The 21,741-nt window shown below is 63.9% G+C and carries 17 protein-coding genes; 8 read left to right on the forward strand and 9 right to left on the reverse strand.

All coding sequences use genetic code 11. From position 1 onward, the window contains the following. Position 1 precedes the first annotated feature (1 nt). The 5 genes from tmk (at position 2) to UB31_RS06960 (ending at position 5,418) form a co-directional block, all read left to right on the forward strand. On the forward strand, positions 2–688 hold the full coding sequence (tmk, locus tag UB31_RS06940) for a dTMP kinase (RefSeq protein WP_045010333.1): 687 nt from the start codon (positions 2–4) through the stop codon (positions 686–688). Further along, positions 685–1,731: a DNA polymerase III subunit delta' gene (locus UB31_RS06945; RefSeq protein WP_045010334.1), complete on the forward strand. Its 1,047-nt coding sequence runs from the start codon at positions 685–687 to the stop codon at positions 1,729–1,731. The genes tmk and UB31_RS06945 overlap by 4 nt, the downstream gene beginning before the upstream one ends. A 74-nt stretch (positions 1,732–1,805) precedes the next feature. Then, on the forward strand, positions 1,806–3,818 hold the full coding sequence (gene metG, locus UB31_RS06950; RefSeq protein ID WP_082078435.1) for a methionine--tRNA ligase: 2,013 nt from the start codon (positions 1,806–1,808) through the stop codon (positions 3,816–3,818). A 12-nt stretch (positions 3,819–3,830) separates the two neighbouring features. Further along, complete coding sequence (locus UB31_RS06955; protein ID WP_045007329.1) at positions 3,831–4,607, forward strand: TatD family hydrolase; 777 nt, start codon at positions 3,831–3,833, stop codon at positions 4,605–4,607. 13 nt (positions 4,608–4,620) lie between these two features. Continuing rightward, positions 4,621–5,418: an MBL fold metallo-hydrolase gene (locus tag UB31_RS06960; protein ID WP_045010335.1), complete on the forward strand. Its 798-nt coding sequence runs from the start codon at positions 4,621–4,623 to the stop codon at positions 5,416–5,418. A 1-nt stretch (position 5,419) separates the two neighbouring features. Here UB31_RS06960 and UB31_RS06965 read toward each other — a convergent pair whose 3' ends face one another. The 4 genes from UB31_RS06965 to UB31_RS06980 all read right to left on the reverse strand — a co-directional run bounded on the left by UB31_RS06965 (position 5,420) and on the right by UB31_RS06980 (position 11,660). Then, positions 5,420–6,814 carry an autotransporter outer membrane beta-barrel domain-containing protein gene (locus tag UB31_RS06965; RefSeq protein ID WP_050032248.1) on the reverse strand — a complete coding sequence of 465 codons (1,395 nt, stop codon included), beginning with the start codon at positions 6,812–6,814 and terminating at the stop codon, positions 5,420–5,422. A gap of 246 nt (positions 6,815–7,060) precedes the next feature. After that, positions 7,061–8,710 carry an acyl-CoA synthetase gene (locus UB31_RS06970; RefSeq protein WP_045010429.1) on the reverse strand — a complete coding sequence of 550 codons (1,650 nt, stop codon included), beginning with the start codon at positions 8,708–8,710 and terminating at the stop codon, positions 7,061–7,063. Between the two features lie 22 nt (positions 8,711–8,732). Continuing rightward, positions 8,733–10,616, reverse strand: coding sequence for a TRAP transporter large permease (locus UB31_RS06975; protein ID WP_045010336.1), 1,884 nt, complete (start codon positions 10,614–10,616; stop codon positions 8,733–8,735). A 24-nt stretch (positions 10,617–10,640) separates the two neighbouring features. Continuing rightward, positions 10,641–11,660: a TRAP transporter substrate-binding protein gene (locus tag UB31_RS06980; protein WP_045010337.1), complete on the reverse strand. Its 1,020-nt coding sequence runs from the start codon at positions 11,658–11,660 to the stop codon at positions 10,641–10,643. Between UB31_RS06980 and UB31_RS06985 the strand changes: the two genes are divergently transcribed. Further along, positions 11,659–11,913: a hypothetical protein gene (locus UB31_RS06985; RefSeq protein WP_045010338.1), complete on the forward strand. Its 255-nt coding sequence runs from the start codon at positions 11,659–11,661 to the stop codon at positions 11,911–11,913. The two genes, UB31_RS06980 and UB31_RS06985, sit on opposite strands and share 2 nt — an antisense overlap. Before the next feature lie 140 nt (positions 11,914–12,053). Here the strand turns inward: UB31_RS06985 and UB31_RS06990 are convergent, their stop codons facing one another. From UB31_RS06990 to UB31_RS07000, 3 genes are all read right to left on the reverse strand, one after another. Further along, the gene (locus UB31_RS06990) at positions 12,054–13,310 is read right to left on the reverse strand and encodes an efflux RND transporter periplasmic adaptor subunit (protein ID WP_050044725.1); all 1,257 of its coding nucleotides are present in this window, start codon (positions 13,308–13,310) and stop codon (positions 12,054–12,056) included. Continuing rightward, positions 13,307–16,498 (reverse strand): efflux RND transporter permease subunit, encoded by a 3,192-nt coding sequence (locus tag UB31_RS06995; RefSeq protein ID WP_045010339.1) that lies wholly within the window; start codon positions 16,496–16,498, stop codon positions 13,307–13,309. The genes UB31_RS06990 and UB31_RS06995 overlap by 4 nt, the downstream gene beginning before the upstream one ends. A 445-nt stretch (positions 16,499–16,943) precedes the next feature. Then, the gene (locus tag UB31_RS07000; protein WP_045010340.1) at positions 16,944–17,816 is read right to left on the reverse strand and encodes an aldo/keto reductase family oxidoreductase; all 873 of its coding nucleotides are present in this window, start codon (positions 17,814–17,816) and stop codon (positions 16,944–16,946) included. Positions 17,817–17,906: 90 nt separating this feature from the next. Between UB31_RS07000 and UB31_RS07005 the strand changes: the two genes are divergently transcribed. Together UB31_RS07005 and UB31_RS07010 are read left to right on the forward strand one after the other, a co-directional pair. Beyond that, on the forward strand, positions 17,907–18,869 hold the full coding sequence (locus UB31_RS07005) for a LysR family transcriptional regulator (RefSeq protein ID WP_045010341.1): 963 nt from the start codon (positions 17,907–17,909) through the stop codon (positions 18,867–18,869). 155 nt (positions 18,870–19,024) lie between these two features. Beyond that, positions 19,025–20,224, forward strand: coding sequence for a M24 family metallopeptidase (locus tag UB31_RS07010; protein ID WP_045010342.1), 1,200 nt, complete (start codon positions 19,025–19,027; stop codon positions 20,222–20,224). A 28-nt stretch (positions 20,225–20,252) separates the two neighbouring features. Here UB31_RS07010 and UB31_RS07015 read toward each other — a convergent pair whose 3' ends face one another. After that, complete coding sequence (locus UB31_RS07015; protein WP_045007320.1) at positions 20,253–20,723, reverse strand: hypothetical protein; 471 nt, start codon at positions 20,721–20,723, stop codon at positions 20,253–20,255. Positions 20,724–20,848: 125 nt separating this feature from the next. Further along, a complete protein-coding gene (locus tag UB31_RS07020; RefSeq protein WP_045010343.1) occupies positions 20,849–21,676 on the reverse strand; it encodes a hypothetical protein in 828 nt (275 codons plus the stop codon). Positions 21,677–21,741 lie beyond the last annotated feature (65 nt).

A 21,741-nucleotide genomic window follows, 5' to 3' on the forward strand; every position in this document is an offset into this window, starting at 1 on the left:
CATGAATGAGATCGCGGGACAGCGGCCGTCCGGACGCGGACGCTTCATCACCTTTGAAGGCGGCGAGGGGACGGGCAAGTCGACCCAGATCAAGAAGCTTGCCGACCGCCTCAATGCGGCCAAGTTGCGCACCCTCGTCACGCGCGAGCCCGGCGGCTCCCCTGGCGCCGAGATCATGCGCCATCTGGTGCTGTCGGGCATGGGCAAGCTGCTCGGACCCGAGGCCGAGACGCTGCTGTTTGCCGCCGCGCGCGACGACCATGTCCGCACATTGATCGCGCCCGCGCTCAGTCAAGGCACCTGGGTGCTGTGCGATCGGTTCGCCGACTCGACGCGAGCCTATCAGGGCAGCCTCGGCCGCGTGCCGGCCGCGCTCATCAACGCGATGCAGCGGGTCACGATCGGCGATCTCAAGCCGGATCTCACCATCGTCCTCGACCTGCCGGTCGAGATCGGCTTGCAGCGCGCCGCCACGCGGCGCGGCAGCGGCACACCTGACAGGTTCGAGGGTGAGAACCTCAAGTTTCATCAGGGCCTGCGCGAGGCCTATCGCAAGATCGCGGCAGATGAGCCCGGGCGCTGCGTGCTGATCGACGCCAATTCCGACCTCGACACGGTCGCTAGCCGCGTCTGGACCGCGCTGCGCGAACGTCTGCTTCCTACGCCGGCATCGGTGGTTTCAGCATGAGCCCGCGTCAAGCCGAGCGCGAGAGCGCCATTCCGCACCCGCGCGAGACCAGCCTTCTGTACGGCCATCGCGAGGCGGAAACGGCGCTGCTCGCGGCCTATCGCAGCGGCCGCATCCCGCATGCCTGGCTGATCGGCGGGCCGCAGGGCATCGGCAAGGCGACGCTGGCCTATCGCATGGCGCGCTTCGTGCTCGCGCACGGCCAGCCGTTGGCGCCTTCCGTGCAGCGCGCCGAAAACCTCGCGATCGATCCCAACCACCCCGTGGCGCGGCAAGTCGCGGCCAGTTCGCATGGCGGCCTGTTGACGCTGGAGCGGACAGCCAACGACCGCGGCGTGATGCGCACCGTGATCACGGTGGACGAGACGCGCGAGACGATCTCGTTCTTCGGCTCGACGGCGGCGGCCGAAGGCTGGCGCGTCTGCATCGTCGACACCGTCGATGAGCTCAATCCAAATGCGGCGAATGCGCTTCTCAAGATTCTCGAGGAACCGCCGCAGCAATCGCTGTTCCTGCTGGTGAGCCACGCGCCGGCGCGCGTGCTCGCCACAATTCAGTCACGCTGCCGCAAGCTGCGCCTGCGCCCGCTCGCGACCGACGAGGTGATTGCTGCTGCGGCCGCAACCGCTGAGCTCGCTCCGACCGACCTGGCGCTGCGCGAAGCCGCTGAGGCCTCCGAGGGCAGCGTCGCGCGGGCGTTGACGCTGCTCGGCGGCGATGCGCTCAAGCTCCAACAGCGCACGGCGGCACTGCTGGCACGTTTGCCGCAGGTCGATCCGCGCGAATTACATACGCTCGGCGATTCGCTTGGCACCAGCGACCGCGTCGCGCTCGCGGCCTTCATCGACGGCATCGACCGCTGGATCGCGGAACGCCTGCACGCCGATGAGGCCAATGCCAACCAGAACCTGCCGCGCCTTGCGCGCCTTGCAGAGGTATGGGAAAAGATCGTCCGCGCTGCGCGCGACACCGAAACCTACAATCTGGAGCGAAAGCCGTTGGTTTTCTCGGTGTTCGGCTGGCTGGCGGACGCAACGCGCTAGGCGCAGGTTCGTTTCCAAATTTTGAGAATCCGGTGAAGGAATTCGTGGTGGCAGCGAAGAAGCCAAAGAATAAATTGAGCAAGCGTAAGGCAAAAAAGAAGTCGCCTACTGCTGCCGAACGGGCTGCGGCGAAGAAGCTAGCGGAACAGAAGCGTCGAGCGAAAGCAGCGCGAGAGAAGGCCGCAAAGGAACGAGCAAAAGCGAAGGCTGAAAAAGAGAACGCTGCAAAGAAAAAGAAGCAAGACGCGACTCGAAAGAAAGCTGCGAAGACCGCAAAGAAGGTCGACAAAAAGGCTGCGAAAAAGCAGGTCGTCGCCAAGAAGGCTACCAAGAAAGCGCCAGCAAAAAAGCCCGTCAAGGCTTCCGCGAAGGAGACGCCGGCGAAGAAGGTAACCAAGAAGACGACGGTGACGGCGCCTCCCTCCGCACCGGCTCCCGCCGTCGCTCCGCCGAAGGCTGTGAAGCCCAAGGTGTCGAATCCCAAGATCTCGAAACCCAAGGCGCCGCCTGCACCGAAGCCGGCTGCGTCTGTAGCGGCGCCCGCCCGTGACAACGTCTTCTACATCACGACCGCGATCGCCTATCCCAACGGCAGCCCTCATATCGGCCACGCCTATGAGGCGATCGCGACCGACGTGCTGGCGCGCTTCGCGCGTCTCGATGGCAAGGACGTGTTCTTCCTGACCGGCACCGACGAGCACGGCCTGAAGATGATCCAGACCGCGCAGAACGAGGGTCTCACCCCGTCGGCGCTCGCCGCCCGCAATGCCGCCCGCTTCAAGGAGATGGACGAGCGTCTGAACGTGTCGTTCGACCGTTTCATCCGCACCACCGAAGAACAGCACCATCGCTCCAGCCAGGAGATCTGGCGGCGCATGGCCGCCAATGGGGACATCTATCTCGACGCCTATTCCGGCTGGTATTCGGTTCGCGACGAGGCGTACTACGCCGAGGACGAAACGCGCGTGAACGACGACGGCGTGCGTCTTGGCCCGCAAGGCACTCCGGTCGAGTGGGTCGAGGAGAAGAGCTATTTCTTCCGCCTGTCGGCCTATCAGGACAAGCTCCTGAAGCTCTACGAGGAGCATCCGGATTTCATAGGCCCGGATGCGCGCCGCAACGAGGTGGTCAGCTTTGTCAAAAGCGGTCTGCGCGATCTTTCGATCTCGCGCACCACGTTTGACTGGGGCGTCAAGGTCCCCGGCGACGAAGAGCACGTGATGTATGTCTGGGTCGACGCTCTGACCAACTACATCACCGGCGTCGGCTTCCCTGACGAAAGCGACAAGAATTGGCGCTATTGGCCGGCCGACCTGCACATCATCGGCAAGGACATCATCCGTTTTCATGCGGTGCACTGGCCGGCATTCCTGATGTCGGCCGGCATTCCCGTGCAGAAGCGGGTCTATGCCCATGGCTTCCTGTTCAACAGGGGCGAGAAGATGTCGAAGTCGGTCGGCAACGTGGTCGACCCCTTCAACCTCGCCGACCAGTATGGCGTCGATCAGATGCGCTATTTCTTCCTGCGCGAGGTGCCGTTCGGCCAGGACGGCAACTATAACCACGAAGCCATCGTCGCGCGCATCAACGCCGATCTCGCCAATGATCTCGGCAACCTCGCGCAACGCTCGCTGTCGATGATCGCCAAACAGCTCGGCGGCGTGCTGCCGGAGCCCGGCGAATTCAGCGACAACGACAAGGCGATTTTGGCCCAGGCGGACGCAATGCTCGCAGCGTCCCGCGAGGCCATGGCGACGCAGCAGATCCATCACTGGCTCAACGCCGTGTGGGCCGTGGTTGCGGAAGCCAACCGCTATTTTGCGGGCGAGGCGCCGTGGGCGCTCGCCAAGACCGATCCGGCACGCCAGAAGACGGTGCTCTATGTCACCGCCGAGGTCGTGCGCCAGATCGCAATCCTGGCCCAGCCGGCGATGCCGACAGCCTCGGGATTGCTGCTCGACAGCCTCGGCATCCCCGCGGGCGAGCGCGACTTCACCATGCTTGGCGGCGCCAGGCGCATCGCGCCCGGCTCGACGCTACCGGCGCCGACGCCGGCGTTCCCGCGCTACATCGAGCCGGCGGCGTAAGGCGTTCGCACGATGCTGGTCGATAGCCACTGTCATCTGGATTTTCCCGACTTTGCGGAGGATCTCGACGGGATCGTGTCGCGCGCACGTGCGGCCGGCATCGGCCGGATGGTGACGATCTCGACGCGGGTGCGGCGGCTGAAGGATCTGCTGGCAATCGCCGAGCGCTACGACGACGTCTATTGCTCGGTCGGCACCCATCCGCACAACGCGGATGAGGAAGACGGTATCGCGCCGGACGAGTTGATCGCGCTGACCCAGCATCCCAAGGTCGTCGCGCTCGGCGAGGCCGGGCTCGATTATTTCTACGACGACGGCTCGCCGGAGGCGCAGGCGAGGGGCTTTCGTGCCCACATTGCCGCGGCTCGCGCCACCGGCCTGCCGCTCGTGATCCACACCCGTGAGGCCGACGAGGACTGCGGCCGCATCCTGGAGGAGGAAGCGGCAAAGGGATCGTTTCGCGCCGTGCTGCATTGTTACACGGGCGGGCGCGAACTGGCGCTGAAGGCGGTGTCGCTGGGGCTCTATATCGGCTTCACGGGCATCCTGACCTTCAAGAAGTCGGAGGCCTTGCGCGCGCTCGCGGCCGAACTGCCGTCCGACCGTATTTTAGTTGAAACAGATTCGCCCTATCTTGCGCCCGGCAAGTTTCGGGGCAAACGCAACGAGCCGGCCTATGTGGTCGAGGTCGCAAAGGTGCTCGCCGAGACGCGCGGCGTGTCGCTCGAAGAGATCTCGCGCCAGACCAGTGAAAACTTCTTCCGCCTGTTCTCCAAGGTGAAAGCGTAAGAGCAGGAGCCGCATGACACTGACGCTGACGATCCTGGGCTGCGGCTCCTCCGCCGGCGTGCCGCGCCCGGCACTCGGCTGGGGTGCCTGCGATCCCCATAATCCCAAGAACCGCCGCCGACGCTGCTCCCTGCTGGTCGAACAGACATCAGGCCACGGCACCACGCGCATCGTGATCGACACTTCGCCCGACCTGCGTGAGCAGTTGATCTCGACGGATGTCGATCACATCGACGCGGTCTTTCTGACCCATGAGCACGCCGACCAGACTCATGGCATGGACGATCTGCGCTCGGTCGTGATTCACATGCGCAAGCGCATTCCGGTTTACATGAACCAGTCCACCGCCAACGACATCATGGCGCGGTTCTCCTATTGCTACATCTCGCCTGAGGGCAGCGACTATCCGCCGATCCTGAGCCATCACTCGATCGAGGCGGGAGAGAGCCAGACCATCAGTGGCAAGGGCGGGGACGTCACGATGACCGCCTTCCTGGTCCAGCACGGCCAGATCCCCGCGCTCGGTTATCGCATCGGCAATGCCGCTTACACGCCCGACCTCAACGACATTCCGCGCGAGAGTTGGGGCGCGCTGGAGAATCTCGATCTCTGGATCGTTGACGGCTTACGTTACACTGGCCATCCCAGCCATTTCAGCATCAACGATGCGCTGTCCTGGATCGAACGCTTCAAGCCGAAGCGCGCCGTCATCACCAACATGACGGCCGACGTCGATTACGAAGTGATCCGGCAATCTTTGCCCGCGGGCGTGGTGCCGGCCTATGACGGGCTGCGGCTGGAGACGCACTAATCTACCAAGCGTAGCGCAACACGGCCTTGCCGGTATAGGAGCGCACGAGGCTCGACAGCTCGCTGTCGAAGTTCGCCGAGGCGGACCATCCGTTGATGGCGCGCAGCTCGAGCGACACGCCTGTCAGTGCCGAGTTCGGCGCAAGCGCTGTGCTGCCGATGACGAAGCCTTGAGGGGATACGGCCTGGAATACCGCCGGCATCGATTGCGTTGCGCTGAAATCATGTGCCCAGGCGAGACGGCCACGCAAGTCGAGGAGGCCGCCAGCCTGTAGGAACGATGTACTCACGCGCAGGCCGAGCTCGCTGCGGCTATCGGTGAAATTGTTGCTGCCGGAGGTCACCGCGGGTGCATCGGCCGAGTAGGCTGGCTGGCCAGGATTAGTGACCATGCGGAACATCGTGATCTGGCCAGCCGCGTAAGGTGTGATGCCAAGCCACGGCATCGCAAAGCGGTAGCCGCTCTCGATGCGGCCGGAATAGGCGTTGGCGTTGACGGCCGCGTTGAGCTGCGGGTCCGTGCCGGCCGGCGTCACTGAATGGTCGTTGGTGATGGCCTGCCACCCATAGGCGAGCGCAGTCGCGACATAGGCCGAGCCGACGGAGTGCCTGACGAAGGTGCCGGCCTGGAACAGATCGGAGCGGCCGCTGGAAAAATTGTTGGCAAAGCCAGTACCCCCGCCGGCGAGCGCAAAACCGATCCGTGTCTGCGGCGAAAGCGAATAGTCGGCACCGACCGCGGTCGCAAAACTCCGGTCGGCCGAGCCTGAGCCGCTGGTCGACGTTTGCGAGCCGCCGAAGCCGGCCGCCCAGATGCTCCAGTGCGCCGCTGCGAGCGAAGGCTTGCCGTAGATCGCCTCATACGCTTCGCGGCCGATGCCGCCATGCGTGCGGTCGCTGCCCATATCCGCATAGGCCGAGAGCTCCGCATCGAACTCGGCGCGGTCGATCCCACGCCCCTCGATGGCGGGATCGAGCAGGGTCTGGGTGAACTGCGTCATCGCCAGGAACGTGACCTGCGCCGTTTCAGTCTGCGACGAGGCGCCGGAGCCGCCGCCAAAGGCCTGCCGCATGCCGAACCGCGCCGCGCCGGCGAGGCCTGGCGGCTCGGCGTTCCAGCCGTAGTTCGGCTGCATCCCTGCGCCGCCACCATTGCCGTTGCCGTACGGCGCGCCGCCGAATCCCGATCCTTGCGGGCCACCAAACATGGGACCACCCATGTTGCCGCCAAAATTGTTAAAGCCGCCTCCTGGCGCGTTCGGACCCTGAGGTCCAAAATTTTCCGTGCCTCCGAATGCGCCGAACTCGCGCATCACCTGCGCCTCAGCCGCGTGCGGCAGCAGCAATCCGGCCGTCAATAGCAGCAGCGGCAGACGCACGCGCGCGTCTGCGCTCACGACACCAACCGCATGAAGCGCCCCAACCGCGCCGGCCGCCGGCCGCGCAGCTCGCGCGGCGAATCAGGTGGAAACAGCGAATCCGACGGGAGGGAAACGTAAATGCGTCTCTAACGTTTTCCAATCTTTTCCTGTGATGTCTCGATGTCGTCAAACGTGCACGAACGGTTTCAGCTCGAATCACCACGACCGCGGAGACGCGACGTCAATCCGCGCTTCTACGGGAATATGGGACGGGCGGTCGGCTCAGGCCGAAATCGCCTTCGCCGAGCCCACTTCATTGCGCAGCAGGAATTTCTGGATCTTGCCCGTGGACGTCTTCGGGATCGGCCCGAACAGGACCGCCTTCGGCGTCTTAAAGCCGCTCATATGCGAACGGCAGAAGGCGATGATATCAGCCTCCGTCGCGCTCGCGCCGTCCTTCAATTCGACGAAGGCGCAGGGCACTTCGCCCCATTTCGGATCGGGCTTGGCGACCACGGCTGCGAACAGCACGGCCGGGTGCTTGTAGAGGATGTCCTCGACCTCGACGGAGGAGATGTTCTCGCCGCCCGAGATGATGATGTCCTTGGAGCGATCCTTGATGATGACGTAGCCGTGCTCGTCGAGCACGCCGAGATCGCCGGTGTGAAACCAGCCTCCCTCGAACGCCTCCTTGGTGGCCTTCTCGTTCTTGAGATAGCCCTTCATCACGATGTTGCCGCGGAACATGACCTCGCCGATGGTCTCGCCGTCGCGCGGCACCTCCTGCATGGTCTGCGGATTGATGACCGTGACGCCTTCCTCCAGCGGGTAGGGCACGCCCTGCCGGCGCTTCATCCGCGCGCGCTCGGCGGCGGGGAGCTCGTCCCAGCCCGGCTGCTCGGCGCAGACGGAGGCAGGACCGTAGACCTCGGTCAGGCCGTAAACATGGGTGAGCTTGATGCCGATGTTCTCCGCGCCTTCGAGCACGGCGACCGGAGGTGCGGCGCCGGCGATCAGGCCGACGACGCGGCGGATGGCGTTGCCTTTCGGCGCGTCCGGCGCATTGATCAGCGTGTTGTAGACGATCGGCGCGCCGCACATATGCGTGACGCCGTGCGTCTTGATCAGCTCGAAGATCTTGGTCGGCTCGACCTTGCGCAGGCAGACATTGATGCCGGCGGCCGCCGCCATGGTCCAGGGAAAGCACCAGCCGTTGCAGTGGAACATCGGCAACGTCCAGAGATAGACCGGATGCTGCCCGAGATTGCCGGCAAGGATGTTGCTCACGGCGTTGAGATACGCGCCACGGTGATGGGTAACGACACCCTTGGGATTGCCCGTCGTGCCCGAGGTGTAGCTCAGCGCGATGGCGTCCCATTCGTCCTTGGGCGGGATCGCCGTAAAGCTCGCATCGCCTTGCGCGACCGCCGCCTCATATTCGATCTCGCTGATCCGCTTGCCGCCTTTGAATGACGCGTCGTCGACATCGATCACGAACGGTTTTGGGCCGCTCATCTGGGCGAGGGCGTCGGTGATGACGCCGGAAAATTCCGGATCGACCAAAATGATCTTCGCTGCGCCGTGCTCAAGCTGGAAGGCAATCGAGGATGCGTCGAGGCGGATGTTGAGTGCATTGAGCACGGCGCCGGCCATCGGCACGGCAAAATGGACTTCGTTCATTGCCGGGATGTTCGGCAGCATCGCTGCAACGGTGTCGCCGACGCCGATGCCCTTGCCGGCGAGATAGGAGGCAAAGCGCCTGCAGCGCTCGTAGGTCTGCGCCCAGGTAAAGCTGCGGCCATCATAGACCGTGCTGAGATGATCCGGGTAGACCGCGGCGCTGCGCGCAAGGAAGCTCAGCGGCGTCAACGCCACGTAGTTGGCGGGCGTCTTGTCCAGGCCGATAGTGTATTGGTTCTGCCGCTCACTCATCGACATTCTCCTTCACGGCCGCTCAAAGAAATCCGATCGAGATCCACGGGAAGACCGCGACGATGATCAATCCCACCAGCAGCGCCAGCAGATAACCCCAGATCGGCCTGATACCTTCGGCCGGATCGACCTTTCCGATGGCGCAGGCGGCATAATAGCCGACGCCGAACGGCGGGGCGAATAGCCCGATACCCATCGCCAGAATGATGATCATGGCGTAGTGCACCTCGTGCACCCCGACCAGGCGCGCGATCGGGAACAGCAGCGGCCCGAACAGCACGATTGCGGGAATGCCCTCCAGCACGCTGCCGAGGACCACGAAGGCCAGGATCGAGACCGCGATGAAGGTTGCGGAGCCGCCGGGCAGGCCGGTCATGGAGGCCGCGAGCGCGCGCGAGAAGCCGGATTGGGTCAGGCCCCAGGCCATGCCGGTCGCCGTGCCAATGATCAGCAGGATCGCACCGGACAGGCAGGCGGTCTCGATCAGCATCGGCAACAGCCGCCGCCAGTTGAACTGGCGGTAGATCAGGAGCCCGATCAGGAGTGCATAGACGATGCCAATGGTCGAGACTTCCGTCGCCGTTGCGATACCTTCGACCACGGCGTAGCGGATCACGAAGGGCAGGGTCAGGGCAGGGATCGAGACCACGAACGCACGGCCGATCTCGCCCGAGGTCGCGCGCCGAACGTGGCTCAGATCCTCACCGCGATAGCGCCACCAGACCAGCCCCGACAGCGTTAGCGCCAGCACGACGCCCGGCAACAGGCCGCCGGTGAACAGCGCCGAGATCGAGACGCCTGTGACCGAGCCGATGGTGATCAGCACCAGGCTCGGCGGAATGGTTTCGGTCTGGGCACCGGTCGCAGCCAGCAGCGCGACGAGATCGCCGGGGCGGGCGCCGCGCTGCTTCATCTCAGGAAACAGCACGGGTGCAACGGCCGCCATGTCGGCCGCCTTGGCGCCGGAGATGCCGGACACCAGGTACATGGCGCCGACCAGCACGTAGTGCAGGCCGCCGCGGACATGGCCGAGCAGGCTCGACAAAAACGCCACCATGGCCCGCGCCATGCCGGTCATCTCGATCAGGAGCCCCAGGAACACGAACAGCGGCACCGAGAGCAGGATCAGATGGCTCATGCCCTCGTCCATGCGTCCGACCAGCACCATCAGCGGCGTCCGCGTGGTCAGCGCCAGATAGCCGAAGATCGCGAGGCCAAAGGCGAACGCGATCGGCACGCCCGCAAACACGCAGAATCCGACCACGCCGACGAAGAAGATGATGAGGTTGATGTTGCCGAGCGGCTTGAGCAATGGCTGCGCCAGCCAGAACAGGGCAATCAGAACCACGACCGTTGCCGCGGCCATCAGCAGCGTCTTGAGGTCGCCGACGCGCAGCAGCCGCAACAGCGCAAACAGCACCATCAGGCAGATGCCCACCGGCAGCGCCGCGGCGCGCCAGGTGTTGGAGATCTGGAGCGCAGGCGTCGTGATGAAGCTTTCCTCGTAGGCGTATTCATAGGCGGGGTGAACGATCAGCAGCAGGAACGCCAGCGCGGCGCAGGTCGCGACCACGTCCAGATAAGCCCAGAGCCTCGGTCCGACGCTTGCGACCAGCGCCGTCATCCGCATGTGCTCGCTGCGGCGGAATGCGACCGCCGAGCCCAGCATCGCCAGCCACAGGAACAGCATCGAGGCCAGCTCGTCCGACCACACCAGCGGCGCATGCAGCACGTAGCGCGAGACCACGCCGGCAAACAGGATCACGACCTCGGCGACGACCAGGATCGCCGCCGGGATCTCGACCAGCCATTTCAGCGCAAGCTCGATGGAGCCAAGCACAGGCCGGCGGCGAGGGGCCCCAGCCACCTCGCCGGCCACGGCTGGCGTCATATCGACATGAGCCATGGCACGGCCCCTATTGTTGACGCGTTACGACAGCTTGCCGACGGACTTCTCGAGCAGATCCCAGGCTTTGTCGCCGTACTTGCCCTTCCACTCGTTGTAGAAGCCGGCCGAGCGCAGCTTGTCGCGGAACGGCCCGACCTCGGGCTGGTTGAACGTGAGGCCTTTGCCCGCCAGCTCCTGCCTGACGCTGATATTGAGCTTCTCGGTGTCCTCGCGCTCCTTGACGGCGGCCGCGTTGACGTTCTTGGCGACGATGGTCTTGATATCGTCCGGCAGCGCAGCCCAGGCGCGGCGGTTCATGAGGAACCAGAAACCGTCCCACATGTGGTTCGTCATCGAGCAGTATTTCTGCACCTCGTAGAGCTTCGCCGTCGAGATCAGCGCCAGCGGGTTCTCCTGGCCCTCGACGATCTTGGTCTGGAGCGCCGAATAGACCTCCGCGAAGTTGATCGAGGCGGGCGAAGCATCGAACGCCTTGAACATCGAGGTCCACAGTGGCGACACCGGCACGCGGATCTTGAAGCCCTTGAAGTCGTCCGGGCCGTTGATCGGCTTGGTCGAGGACGTGGTCTGGCGGAAGCCGTTGTCCCAGATCTTGTCCATGACCTCGAGGCCGGCCTTGTTGATCTCGCCGCGGACGTAAGCGCCGAGGTCGCCGTCCATGGCCTTCCAGACCGTGGGATAATCCGGGAACGCAAACCCGATGCCGTTGATCGAGGCCGCCGGCACCAGCGTCGCGAGGATCAGGCCGGACAGCGTGAAGAACTCGATGCCGCCGGAGCGCACCTGGCTCAGCATGTCGGTGTCGGAGCCGAGCTGGCTGTTCGGGAACACCTGCAAGTCGAACCGGCCATTGGTCTCGGTCTTGATGGCCGCGGCCATCTCACGGGCGCGCGCCACGAACGGATGCGACTCCGGCAGGTTGTTGGCGAACTTGTAGGAGAACTCGGCAGCCTGGGCACGGGCCACATAAGGCGCGCTGACGCCACCAAAGACGGCGGTCGCGGCGGAGGCCTTGAGAAGCGTGCGGCGGGAGAAACTCATGGGTCTGCTTCCTCAAACGTTTGTTTTTGTTGTGAGACGCAAACCTATACGGACGGAAGGCCTGAAGGTCATCTGCGATCTCGCGAAGCCTCGCTTATTGCAGCCGGACATCGTTGCGGCAATATCGGCTTTCGGCGCGATGGGCCGGATTCAAAATGTGAAAAACAACCCCATGCACAGTAGCCGTCAAGGACAGAGCGAGGTGAGCGCTGGATCGCAGACGCCGTGGCAGGAGTTCTGTCTAAATATCTGATCTAATTAGATATAAATATATTCCATAATATACCTTATGCGAATCGAGGATATGGATGTCCACGGGCTCCTGGAGGCAAGCGGACACATGGCGCTGCGCCCAGCGCCACTCGCCTTTCGCCTCGACCCAGCCCCCGCGGCTTACGACACGGCGGTCGGCGGCCGGGCTCGGACCTTGGCGCCGTCGGCGAGATCGACAGTCGGATTGAGGATGACCTGGTCGCCACGCTTGATGCCGCTGTCGACTTCGAGCTCGCGGCCGAGGTCGCGCAGCACGCCGATCTTCCTCAGGTGCACGACGCCATGGTCGACGACGGCGACCTGCATGCCGTCCCCATTGAAGATCACGGCGTCGGCGGAGACCCGGAAGCTGGGCGTCTGGCGTGGGATGTGCAGTTCCACGGTGCAGTAGATACCCGACGTGAGCGCGGCGTCCGGATTGGGAATATCGACCTCGGTCAGCAGCGTCCTTGAGCCCGGCTGGAGCGCATCCGCAATCCGGGTCACGGTGCCTGGAAAGGTCCGGTTCGGGATCTCCGGCACACGGACCACCGCGGCGATGCCGGGCTTCAGGCCGAATGCGGCGTCTTGCGGCACGAACACCTGGGTGCGGATGACGTTGCCCTGCTGGAGCGTGAACATGAACGTGCCAGAGGTCGCATCGGCCTGGACCAGACTGCCGACGTCGATGTTGCGCTGGGTGATGACGCCGTCGAACGGGGCCACCACGCGCTGATAGAGCTTTTGCTGGCGGAGCACCTGCAACTGCGCCTCCTCCGCCCTGATATTGGCCTGCGCCACCGACACCGCGGCTTCCTGGGCCTTGAGTGTCTGCTCGTCGATGGTGCCTTGCTGGGCCGTGACCCATCCCTTGTCGACCAGCGGCCGGTCGCGGTCCCAGGTGACTTGGGCGAGTGTCCGGTTCGCCTGAGCCTGCTGGAACGACCAATTGAGCTGGGCGAGTGTCGCCTCGGCCTGGGCGATCTGGTGATCGAGCTCGGGAGCGACGATTTCGGCGAGCAGCTGCCCTGCCTTGACGTGGTCGCCGATATCGACCGCCCGGGTGGCGATATAGCCGCTGGCACGTGCGAAGATGTTGGCGCTGGCAAAGGCGGAGGTCGTCGCCGGCAGCTTCACGACGTCGATATCGTCGCTGGGCTCGACGGTGGCGACTCGGACCTGCGGGACGAAGTCGCGCGCCTGCTCGGCCGTTGCGAGCACCTCGCGGTGCTCGGCGTAGTGGCTCCAGGCGCCGGTCGCGAGCGCCGTGCCGGCTACGAGGATCAGGCCAAAGCCGGCGAGGCGCCCTCCCCGACGCGCGCTCCGCCGCGGCGCGACGTCCTGGTCCCGATCCGTCTCCGTCACGCGCTCGGCGTTGATGGGTCCGTTGAAGTTCATTCCAGCACCTCGTCAAATACCCCGTGATGTGTCTTGCCGTCGTTGCCCTTGCGAAGCATGGCGAACAGGTAGGGCACGACCAGCAGCGTGGTCGGCGTTGCAAACAGGAGGCCTCCGATGACGGCGCGGGCCAGCGCGGCGTTCTGCTCCTCGCCGGCTGCGCCGATGGCCATCGGAATCATGCCGACGATCATCGCGGCGGCGGTCATGAGCACCGGCCGGATTCTGGTGTGGCCGGCCTCGATCGCGGCCTCGAAAGCGGTCTTGCCTGCAAGCTGCTGTTCGCGGGCAAAGGTCACGAGCAGGATCGAGTTCGCGGAGGCGACGCCGACCGCCATGATCGCCCCCATCAAGGACGGCACGTTGAGGGTCGTGCCGGTGATGAACAGCATCGCCAGGATGCCGCACAGCGTCGCCGGCAGGGCCAGAATGACGACGAAGGGGTCGCCGAAATTCTGGTAGTTCACGACCATCAGCAAATAGACGAGGACGGCCGCAAACAGGAGACCGGTGCTGAGATTGATGAAGGCGCTGTTCATGCTCTGGATCTGGCCGCTCACCTGAATGGTGTTGCCGGGCTTGAGCTGCTTCTGGAGATCGGCCGTGACCTTGTCGATTTCGCTCGACACGCTACCGAGATCGCGGCCCTGGACGCTGGCATAGACTTCGTAAACCGGCTGCACGTTGGCCTGATTGGCGTTGGTCGGAATCGTGGTGCGCCGGAAGGTGGTGACGTTGCCCAGGAGGCCGGGAATTGGCGTATCGGTCTGTGCCGCCGCGAGCGACGTCGACACCGGCGTATTGGCGAGATCGTTGAGCGAGGCGATCTGGCGCTCTGGTGTCTGTACTGCGAAGTAATAGGGAATGCCGGAAGTCGGGTCGGTCCAGAAATTCGGCGTGACCTGCTCCGAGGAACTCAGGCTGACATTGAGATTGGTCGCGATCGTATCGGCGTTGAGGCCCAGTTGCGCCGCGCGGGTGCGGTCGATATCCGCATAGAAGGCCGGCGCGTTGACCTCCTGCTGGAGATGGGCGTCAACGATCCCAGGGATCGCGGCGATGCGCTGGCGCAGTTCGCCCGCGACCTTCAGATTGTTCGCCTTGTCGTAGCCGACGGTGCGTACGTCGATCTGAGCCGGCAGCCCGAAATTGAGGATCTGCGTGACGATGTCCGCGGCCTGGAAGTAGAACGTGTCTTCCGGAAACGCGGCCGGCAGGATCTCACGCAGCTTGCGCACGTAGTAGGCCGTGGGCTGGTGCCCCTCCTTCAGCGAAACCAGGATGACACCGTCATTGACGCCGATGGTCGAGCCGTCGCTGAAGGCCAGATTATAGGAGCGCGCCGGCAAGCCGATGTTGTCGACGATCAACGCGCGGTCCTTGTCCGGAATGACCTGGCGGATCTTGTCCTCGACCTCCTGGAAGATTTTTTCCGTGTTCTCGATACGGGTACCTGCCGGCGCGCGCACGTGGAGCTGAATTTGCCCGCCGTCGATCACCGGGAAGAAATCCCGGCCGACCAGCGGAAACAGCACGACGCCGAGGACCAGAATGGCGGCCATCCCGGCCGGAATGATAAAGCGATGCTCGATCAATCCGGTCAGCGAGCGCGAATAGGCGTGGCGCATCGTTTCGAAATTCCGCTCGAACGCCGCGTGAAATCGCCCGAATGGCCCGCGCGGCGCGGTACCGGGTGCATCGTGGTGCTCGCCCTTGAGCAGGAGGCCGATGATGATCGGCGTCAATGTCCGCGACAGGCCGTAGGACGCCAGCATCGCGAAGACCACGGCAAGGCCAAGCGGCGTGAACAGATATTTGGCCGGACCTTCCAGGAAGACGACGGAGGTGAAGACGCAGCTGATCGCGAGCGTTGATACGAGCGTCGGTACGGCGATGCCGGCCGCTCCGTGCAACGTCGCCTGTGGCAGCGGCATCCCCTCCTCTGTGAGCAGACGATGGGTGTTTTCGATCGTGACGGTGGAATCGTCGACCAGAATACCTACGGCCAGCGCCAACCCGCCCAGCGTCATGGTGTTGAGGGTTTCGCCGAGGAAGTAGAGAACGATCAGCGAGGTCAGGATCGACAGCGGGATCGATATCATGACCACGAGTGTCGATCGCCATGATCCCAGGAACAGCAGGATCATCAGCGCGGTCAATCCGGCAGCGATTGCGCCCTCACGCAGCACGCCTTCCACCGATTGCTTGACGAACACCGACTGATCGAACAGCTCGTTGATCTGCATCCCCGGAGGCGCGGCGGCGCGTGCGGCCACGAGCGCCTTGTGGACCGCCTTGACCACGCTGACAGTCGAGGCGTTGCCGTTCTTGATGATGCTGAGCAGGACCGAGCGACGGCCGTTCTGACGCACCACGTTCTGCTGCACCAGCCAGCCATCGTGAACTTGGCCAACGTCCTTGACGAAGATGGTGGCGCCGTTCACGACCTTGATCGGGATGTCGTTGAGGTCCGCGATCGAAGGCGGCGTCGCGTTGGTCCTGACCACATATTGCTTGTCGCCCATCTTCGCCGTGCCGGCCGGCAGCGTCAGGTTCTGGGCGTTGACCGCATTGACGACGTCGAGCGGCGTCAACCCCTTCGCGACCAGCTTGGCGGGATCGATATCGACCATGATCTGCCGATATTTTCCGCCCGAGGGTGTCGGCAGCGTGATGCCGGGGATCGGCGCCAGTTGTTGCCGGATCCGGTAGATGCCGTAGTCGTAGAGTTGCTGCTCGCTCAGCGTGTCGGAACTCAGACTGACCTGGAGCACAGGTACGCTCGACGCGTTGAACTGCACGACGACCGGGGCCTGGATGCCGGGCGGCATCAGCGCGCGGATGGCGTTGGTGGCGGAGACGATCTGCGAGATGGCCAGGTCGAGATTGACGTCGGGCTGGAAGTAGATCTTCTGCACCGACAGGCCGGCCATGGTCTGCGCTTCGATATTCCTGATGCCGTTGACATTGGAACTGATCGAGTACTGGCTGTAGGTGGTGACGCGTTGCTCCATCTCCGGCGTACTCAAGCCGGTGTAGCTCCAGATCACGGTGACGACCGGAATGTCGATATCCGGAAAGATATCGGTCGGCATCGCGAATATGGTGACGGCACCCAGGAACAGGATCAACGCAGCGACCACGTAGAACGTGTGGGGAAATCGCAAAGCGAAACGAACGATACCCATCGGGGCACTCCTCGCCCCACGGCGGCCGCATGCGGTCTCCGTGGCGTCCAGACCAGCAGTAAAGCGTTGCACGCGGACGATGTCCGCGCGGCCCAGCCTCCTGCGCTTCCTGGATGTTCTCGGCTCGAGGGTCGACGAATAAGCGCTCGATAAACCCTGGTCGCGTTCCCGGCTTCACGCGGCCAGTGTTGCGGTTGAAGGAAGACTTAGAAATCGGAAGTCAGAAGTGAAAGCCGCGCGATGTTACTTCGCGGTAATGGAAGCGGGCGATTTGACCACAAATCGGTGAGCACTCTCGCACCGAACCTCAAGATCGTGCGACTGCTGCAGCCCCACGCGCGCTTCGATGGCGAGGCCAATCGGCTGTTACGGCCTCCCCGCCATTCTGGATCCGCCGGGCTGCCACTCTCCCCGCGCACTTGCGTCCGCCGAAATACCGGCACCATCAAGCTTTGCTGGCGACGCCCTCGAGCTCGCGGATGATATCGTCGGGCAAAACGAGCTCGGTCGCCGCCAGGTTCTCCTTCAGATGAGCGACCGACGAGGTGCCGGGGATGAGAAGGATGTTGGGCGAGCGGCGAAGCAGCCACGCCAGCGCGACCTGCATGGGCGTCGCGGCAAGTCGCGCGGCGACCTCGGACAGAACCGAGGATTGCAGCGGATTAAAGCCGCCAAGCGGAAAGAACGGCACATAGGCGGTGCCGGCGCGCGCGAGATCGTCGATCAGCCTGTCGTCGTCGCGGTGCGCCAAATTGTAGTAGTTCTGCACGCAAACGATCTCGCAAATCTTGCGCCCGTCCGCGACCTGCGTCGGGGTGACGTTGCTGAGCCCGATGTGGCGCACCAATCCTTTGTGTTGCAGGTCGGCCAGGACGGTGAGCGGCGCTTCCAGTGATCCTTCGACGGGGCCATGCACGTCCAGCATGCTGCGCAGGTTGACGACGTCAAGCACATCGAGCCCGAGATTGCGGAGATTGTCATGCACGGCTTGTGTCAGTTCCGCCGGTGACATGGCTGGAATCCACGATGCATCCGCACCGCGCCGGGCGCTGATCTTGGTGACGATGGTGAGGTCGTCGGGGTAAGGGTGCAGCGCCTCGCGGATAATCTGGTTGGTGACGTGCGGTCCGTAGAAATCGCTGGTGTCGATATGATTGACGCCTTGCGCGACGGCCTCGCGCAGGACGCGCACCGCCGCGTTGCGATCTTTGGGCGGCCCGAAAACGCCGGGCCCTGCAAGCTGCATGGCGCCGTAGCCCGACCGATAGACGGTGCGGTCACTGAGTTTGAACGTACCGGATTGTTGAACAATGCTCATGGTCGGTCTCCTTTGACCCACCGCAGTTAGGCCTTGTCGGGGTGCACGAAAATAGGCACAATTCGTACAGCTTGTACGAAATGACGAACAATGAAATCCAACATCGCTGATCTCCACGCATTCGTATCCGTGGCTCGCGCCGGCGGCTTTCGCGATGGCGCCCGCATCAGCGGTCTCAGCGCATCCGGCCTGAGCGAGGCGGTTCGCAGGCTCGAGGCGCAGATCGGCGTCAGATTGCTCAATCGGACAACCCGCAGCGTCAGTCCGACCGAGGCGGGCTATCGCCTGCTCGAGCGGCTTAGTCCCGCGTTGAGCGAGATCGAGGCCGCGATCGACGTGGCGCACGGGCTGCGTGACCAGCCGGCGGGGACGCTCAAGCTGAATGTCCCCGTCAGCGTAGCCCGGCTGGTGCTCCCGGCGATCGTTCCGGGGTTTCTCGCCGCCTATCCGGACATTCGCCTGGAGGTCATCGTCGAGGAGAGTTTCGTTGATATCCTCGCCGTCGGTTGCGACGCCGGCATCCGCTATGACGAACGCCTGGAGCAGGACATGATCGCAGTGCCGATCGGGCCGCGTCAGCAAAGCTTTTCTCTCGGCGCCTCACCGGCCTATCTCGATCGACGCGGAAGACCGGAGCACCCGCGCGATCTGCTCGGCCATACCTGTCTCCAAGGCCGGTTTCCGAGCGGGACGGCGATGGTCTGGGAATTCGAGCGCGACGGCGAAGTCGTCAGGGTCGACGTGACGGGGCCGTTGACCGTGCAGCTCGGCGGCGCCACCGATCTCCTCGTCGACGTCGCGATCGCGGGCACCGGCATCGTGCCGCTTTTCGAGGACTGGCTGCGCCCGTACTTTGAAAGCGGCGCGCTCGAACCGGTCCTTGAGCCCTGGTGGCAGCGCTTCACGGGGCCGTATCTGTATTATCCCGGGCGACGGCTGGTGCCTGCGCCGTTACGCGCCTTTGTCGATTACATCAAGGACGTTCCTTCGTCCGACAGGGCCCGGATTCACGTGCCGGCGGCATCCACCCCTCGCCGCAAGTCCCGCCTCTAGCTTTGTGCAGATCAGGCCGGCCAAATCCGAGGCTAGCCAGGCCCCCGCTCCCGTTCCAGACTCTGCGGTGAAGCCTAGGACAACGATCAAGACAAGAACCAAGGCAACAAGCGGACGAAGGCGTTCAAGCCGCGCCGCCATTGGGAGGTTTCGTCATGCAGGAGAACGTCGCCCGCGCGAGCAGCTCGCGCGCCATTCCATTCGACGCCGCCAAGCTCGATCGTCTCATGGAGGCCGCCGGCCTCGACGTCCTGGTTGCGACGTCGAAGCACAATGTGCAGTACCTGCTTGGCGCCGAGCGCGCGATCTTCTTCGACTACATGGATGCCATGGGCGTCAGCCGCTATCTGCCGGTCCTGGTCTATCCCAAGGGCGCGCCGGACAAGGCCGTCTACATCGGCCACCGGCTGGAGACCCATCAGCGCGCCGTGACGCCGCCATGGGTGCCGCAGGTCCGCACCGAGTCCAACGGCTCGGTCGATGCCATCGCGCGGGCCGTCGCGCTGATCCGGGATGCCGGCATGCCGTTGAAGCGGGTCGGCGTCGAGATGGCGTTCCTGCCGATGGACGCAGGGAAGGCGCTGGCCGACGCCCTGCCCGGTGCTGAACTCAAGGACGCGCTGCTGGTGCTGGAGCGGCTGCGCGCGGTGAAGTCGGCGGATGAACTGGCACAGCTCAAGACAGCCTCGGAGCTTGTGATCGCCTCGATGCTGGAGGTGATCTCGCAGCACGGCCCGGGCACGACCAAGCAGCAATTGTCGGATGCGTTGCGCGTCGCCGAAGCCAACCGCGGACTGATGTTCGAGTATTGCCTGCTCGCCTGCGGCAGCAGCCATAACCGCGCGCCGTCATCTCAGCGCTGGGAGCAAGGTGATGTGCTGTCGCTCGACTCCGGCGGCAATTATCACGGCTATATCGGCGATCTCGCGCGCATGGCCGTGCTCGGCGAGCCGGACACCGAGTTGAAGGATTGTCTCGCCGAGATCGAAGCGGTCCAGCGCGCCGCCTTTGCAGCAGTCCGGCCGGGCGCCATGGGCGGCGACATCTACGTCGCAGCCGAGCGCCAGCTCGCCCAGATCAGCCAACACGGCTGCACGGAGTTTTTGGCCCACGGCATGGGCCTCGTCAGCCACGAGGCCCCTCGCCTGACCGCCAAGGGTCCGGTGCCCTACGACGATGTCGATGCAAGGTTGCCGCTCGAGCCCGGCCTGGTGGTGTCGATCGAGACCACGATGAAGCATCCCAAGCGCGGGTTTATCAAGCTTGAGGACACGGTGGTGGTGACGCCGACCGGCCACGAGATCTTTGGCGAAGGCGGCCGCGGCTGGAATCTCGGGGGCGGCAGCAGGCGTTAAGGCCCTCTCAGGAGGGCTCTTGTTTCCGCTATTCGGCTGCGTTCTTGTTGCCCTTGCCCTTGAGATTGATGCCGCCGGGCTGGGAGCTTATCAGTCGCTGCCATTCAGCAGCCATTCTCAACTTCAGATCCCGGTACTGCTTCGACAGATCAGCAAGCGCTTCGGCTGACGGCGGTGAAGCATGCTCATATACGAGCTGAAGTCTGATTGCTTCCAGCTCAGTCTTCATTGCGGACTGCCAGCCCTGAGCCTTCACGCAATGCAATGTTTGCGTCAAAACCGTCCCGATTGTGGTTATCCCACCGAAAATGCCGGCAACCTTTGGGTCGTTCGCCGCCGTTCCAAATATCAACGAAAGGATTCCGCAAATGGCAGAGGTCACGACGATGGACTGATACCAGAAGGTATCCCACGTGTAGGCCTTTCCATGATTTTCGATTGCTGTGTTGATCTCAGCTAGAAACTCGCCCACCAGAGCTTCGTGGCTATTTGCTTCCATGGCCGCCCGCCCCCGGTCGTCTATACCTCAAGTTGAAAGCATAGGGTCGTTGCCGTCAAGGCGCCCTCTGAAATAGATCAGCTAGGGGATATTTGGCGAAGGCGGCTGCGGCTGGAGTCTCGGCCTCAGCGCAGCGGCAGCATGTCGAGCTGGATTTGCGCCTTCTTGACGGCTGCCGCGAACCAGCCCTGGCTCGGCGCTTCCTTGGCGAAGCACGCGGTAAACGCCGTCATCGCGTTGTCTTCGCGGGTCATGTCGCCGCGCGGGTCCTTCTTGTTGATGGGTTTTGCCATCATCTGCTTCCAGACCTTCTCGCAGGCCGGGATTTCAGCCGTCTTCACGGCGTCGCTGGCGGCGAGGAAGAAGACCTTGTCGCCCTGGATTGCGACGACGTCGATTTCGCTCGGCGGTCCCTTGATATCGCCATTGCCGCGCAGGCCCAGCACGGCAACCGCGACACTTGCCGATGCGGGCTTCGTGATCGGCAGCTCCGCATATTTTCCGAACGCGGAGTCCTGGATCGCTTGATAGTAGAAGCGGTCCGATTTGAACGCCGCGTCGATCTCCTGCGGCATGCCGTCCTCGCGGTGCTCGGCAAGCCAATGCTTGAGCAGCGCGGTGGTGGTCACCACAGCTTGAAGCTTGTCGCCTTCCGTCGCGAAACCGAGCCCGTCGAGATGGCCGAAGCCCGAGTCTCCTTTGTACAGCGTGTCCACATTGGACTTTGCTTCCGCAGGCAGCCCCTTGATGGTGATCGGCCCGATCAGGCTTCGCAACACGCCTGTCAGCTCCTTGATCGCCGCGTCGTGCTGCTTGGAGGTTTCATCGCTCTCCGCGGCCTTCGAGAACTTGGCGATGCCACGGTCGCGCAGATCGAGATAGTGCTGCTCGGGCGCGGCCGCATGCGCGGGCGTGGCGAACACGAGCAGGCAGAGCAAGGCAAACGATCTCATTGCGATTTCCGAAAGGCTGGGAGCGATCTCCAGTCTTTGTGCCGGTCCGCGGCGGGAAGGTTCAT

Origin of the sequence: Bradyrhizobium sp. LTSP849 (assembly GCF_000938255.1) — a bacterium.
Taxonomy (GTDB): Bacteria; Pseudomonadota; Alphaproteobacteria; order Rhizobiales; family Xanthobacteraceae; genus Bradyrhizobium.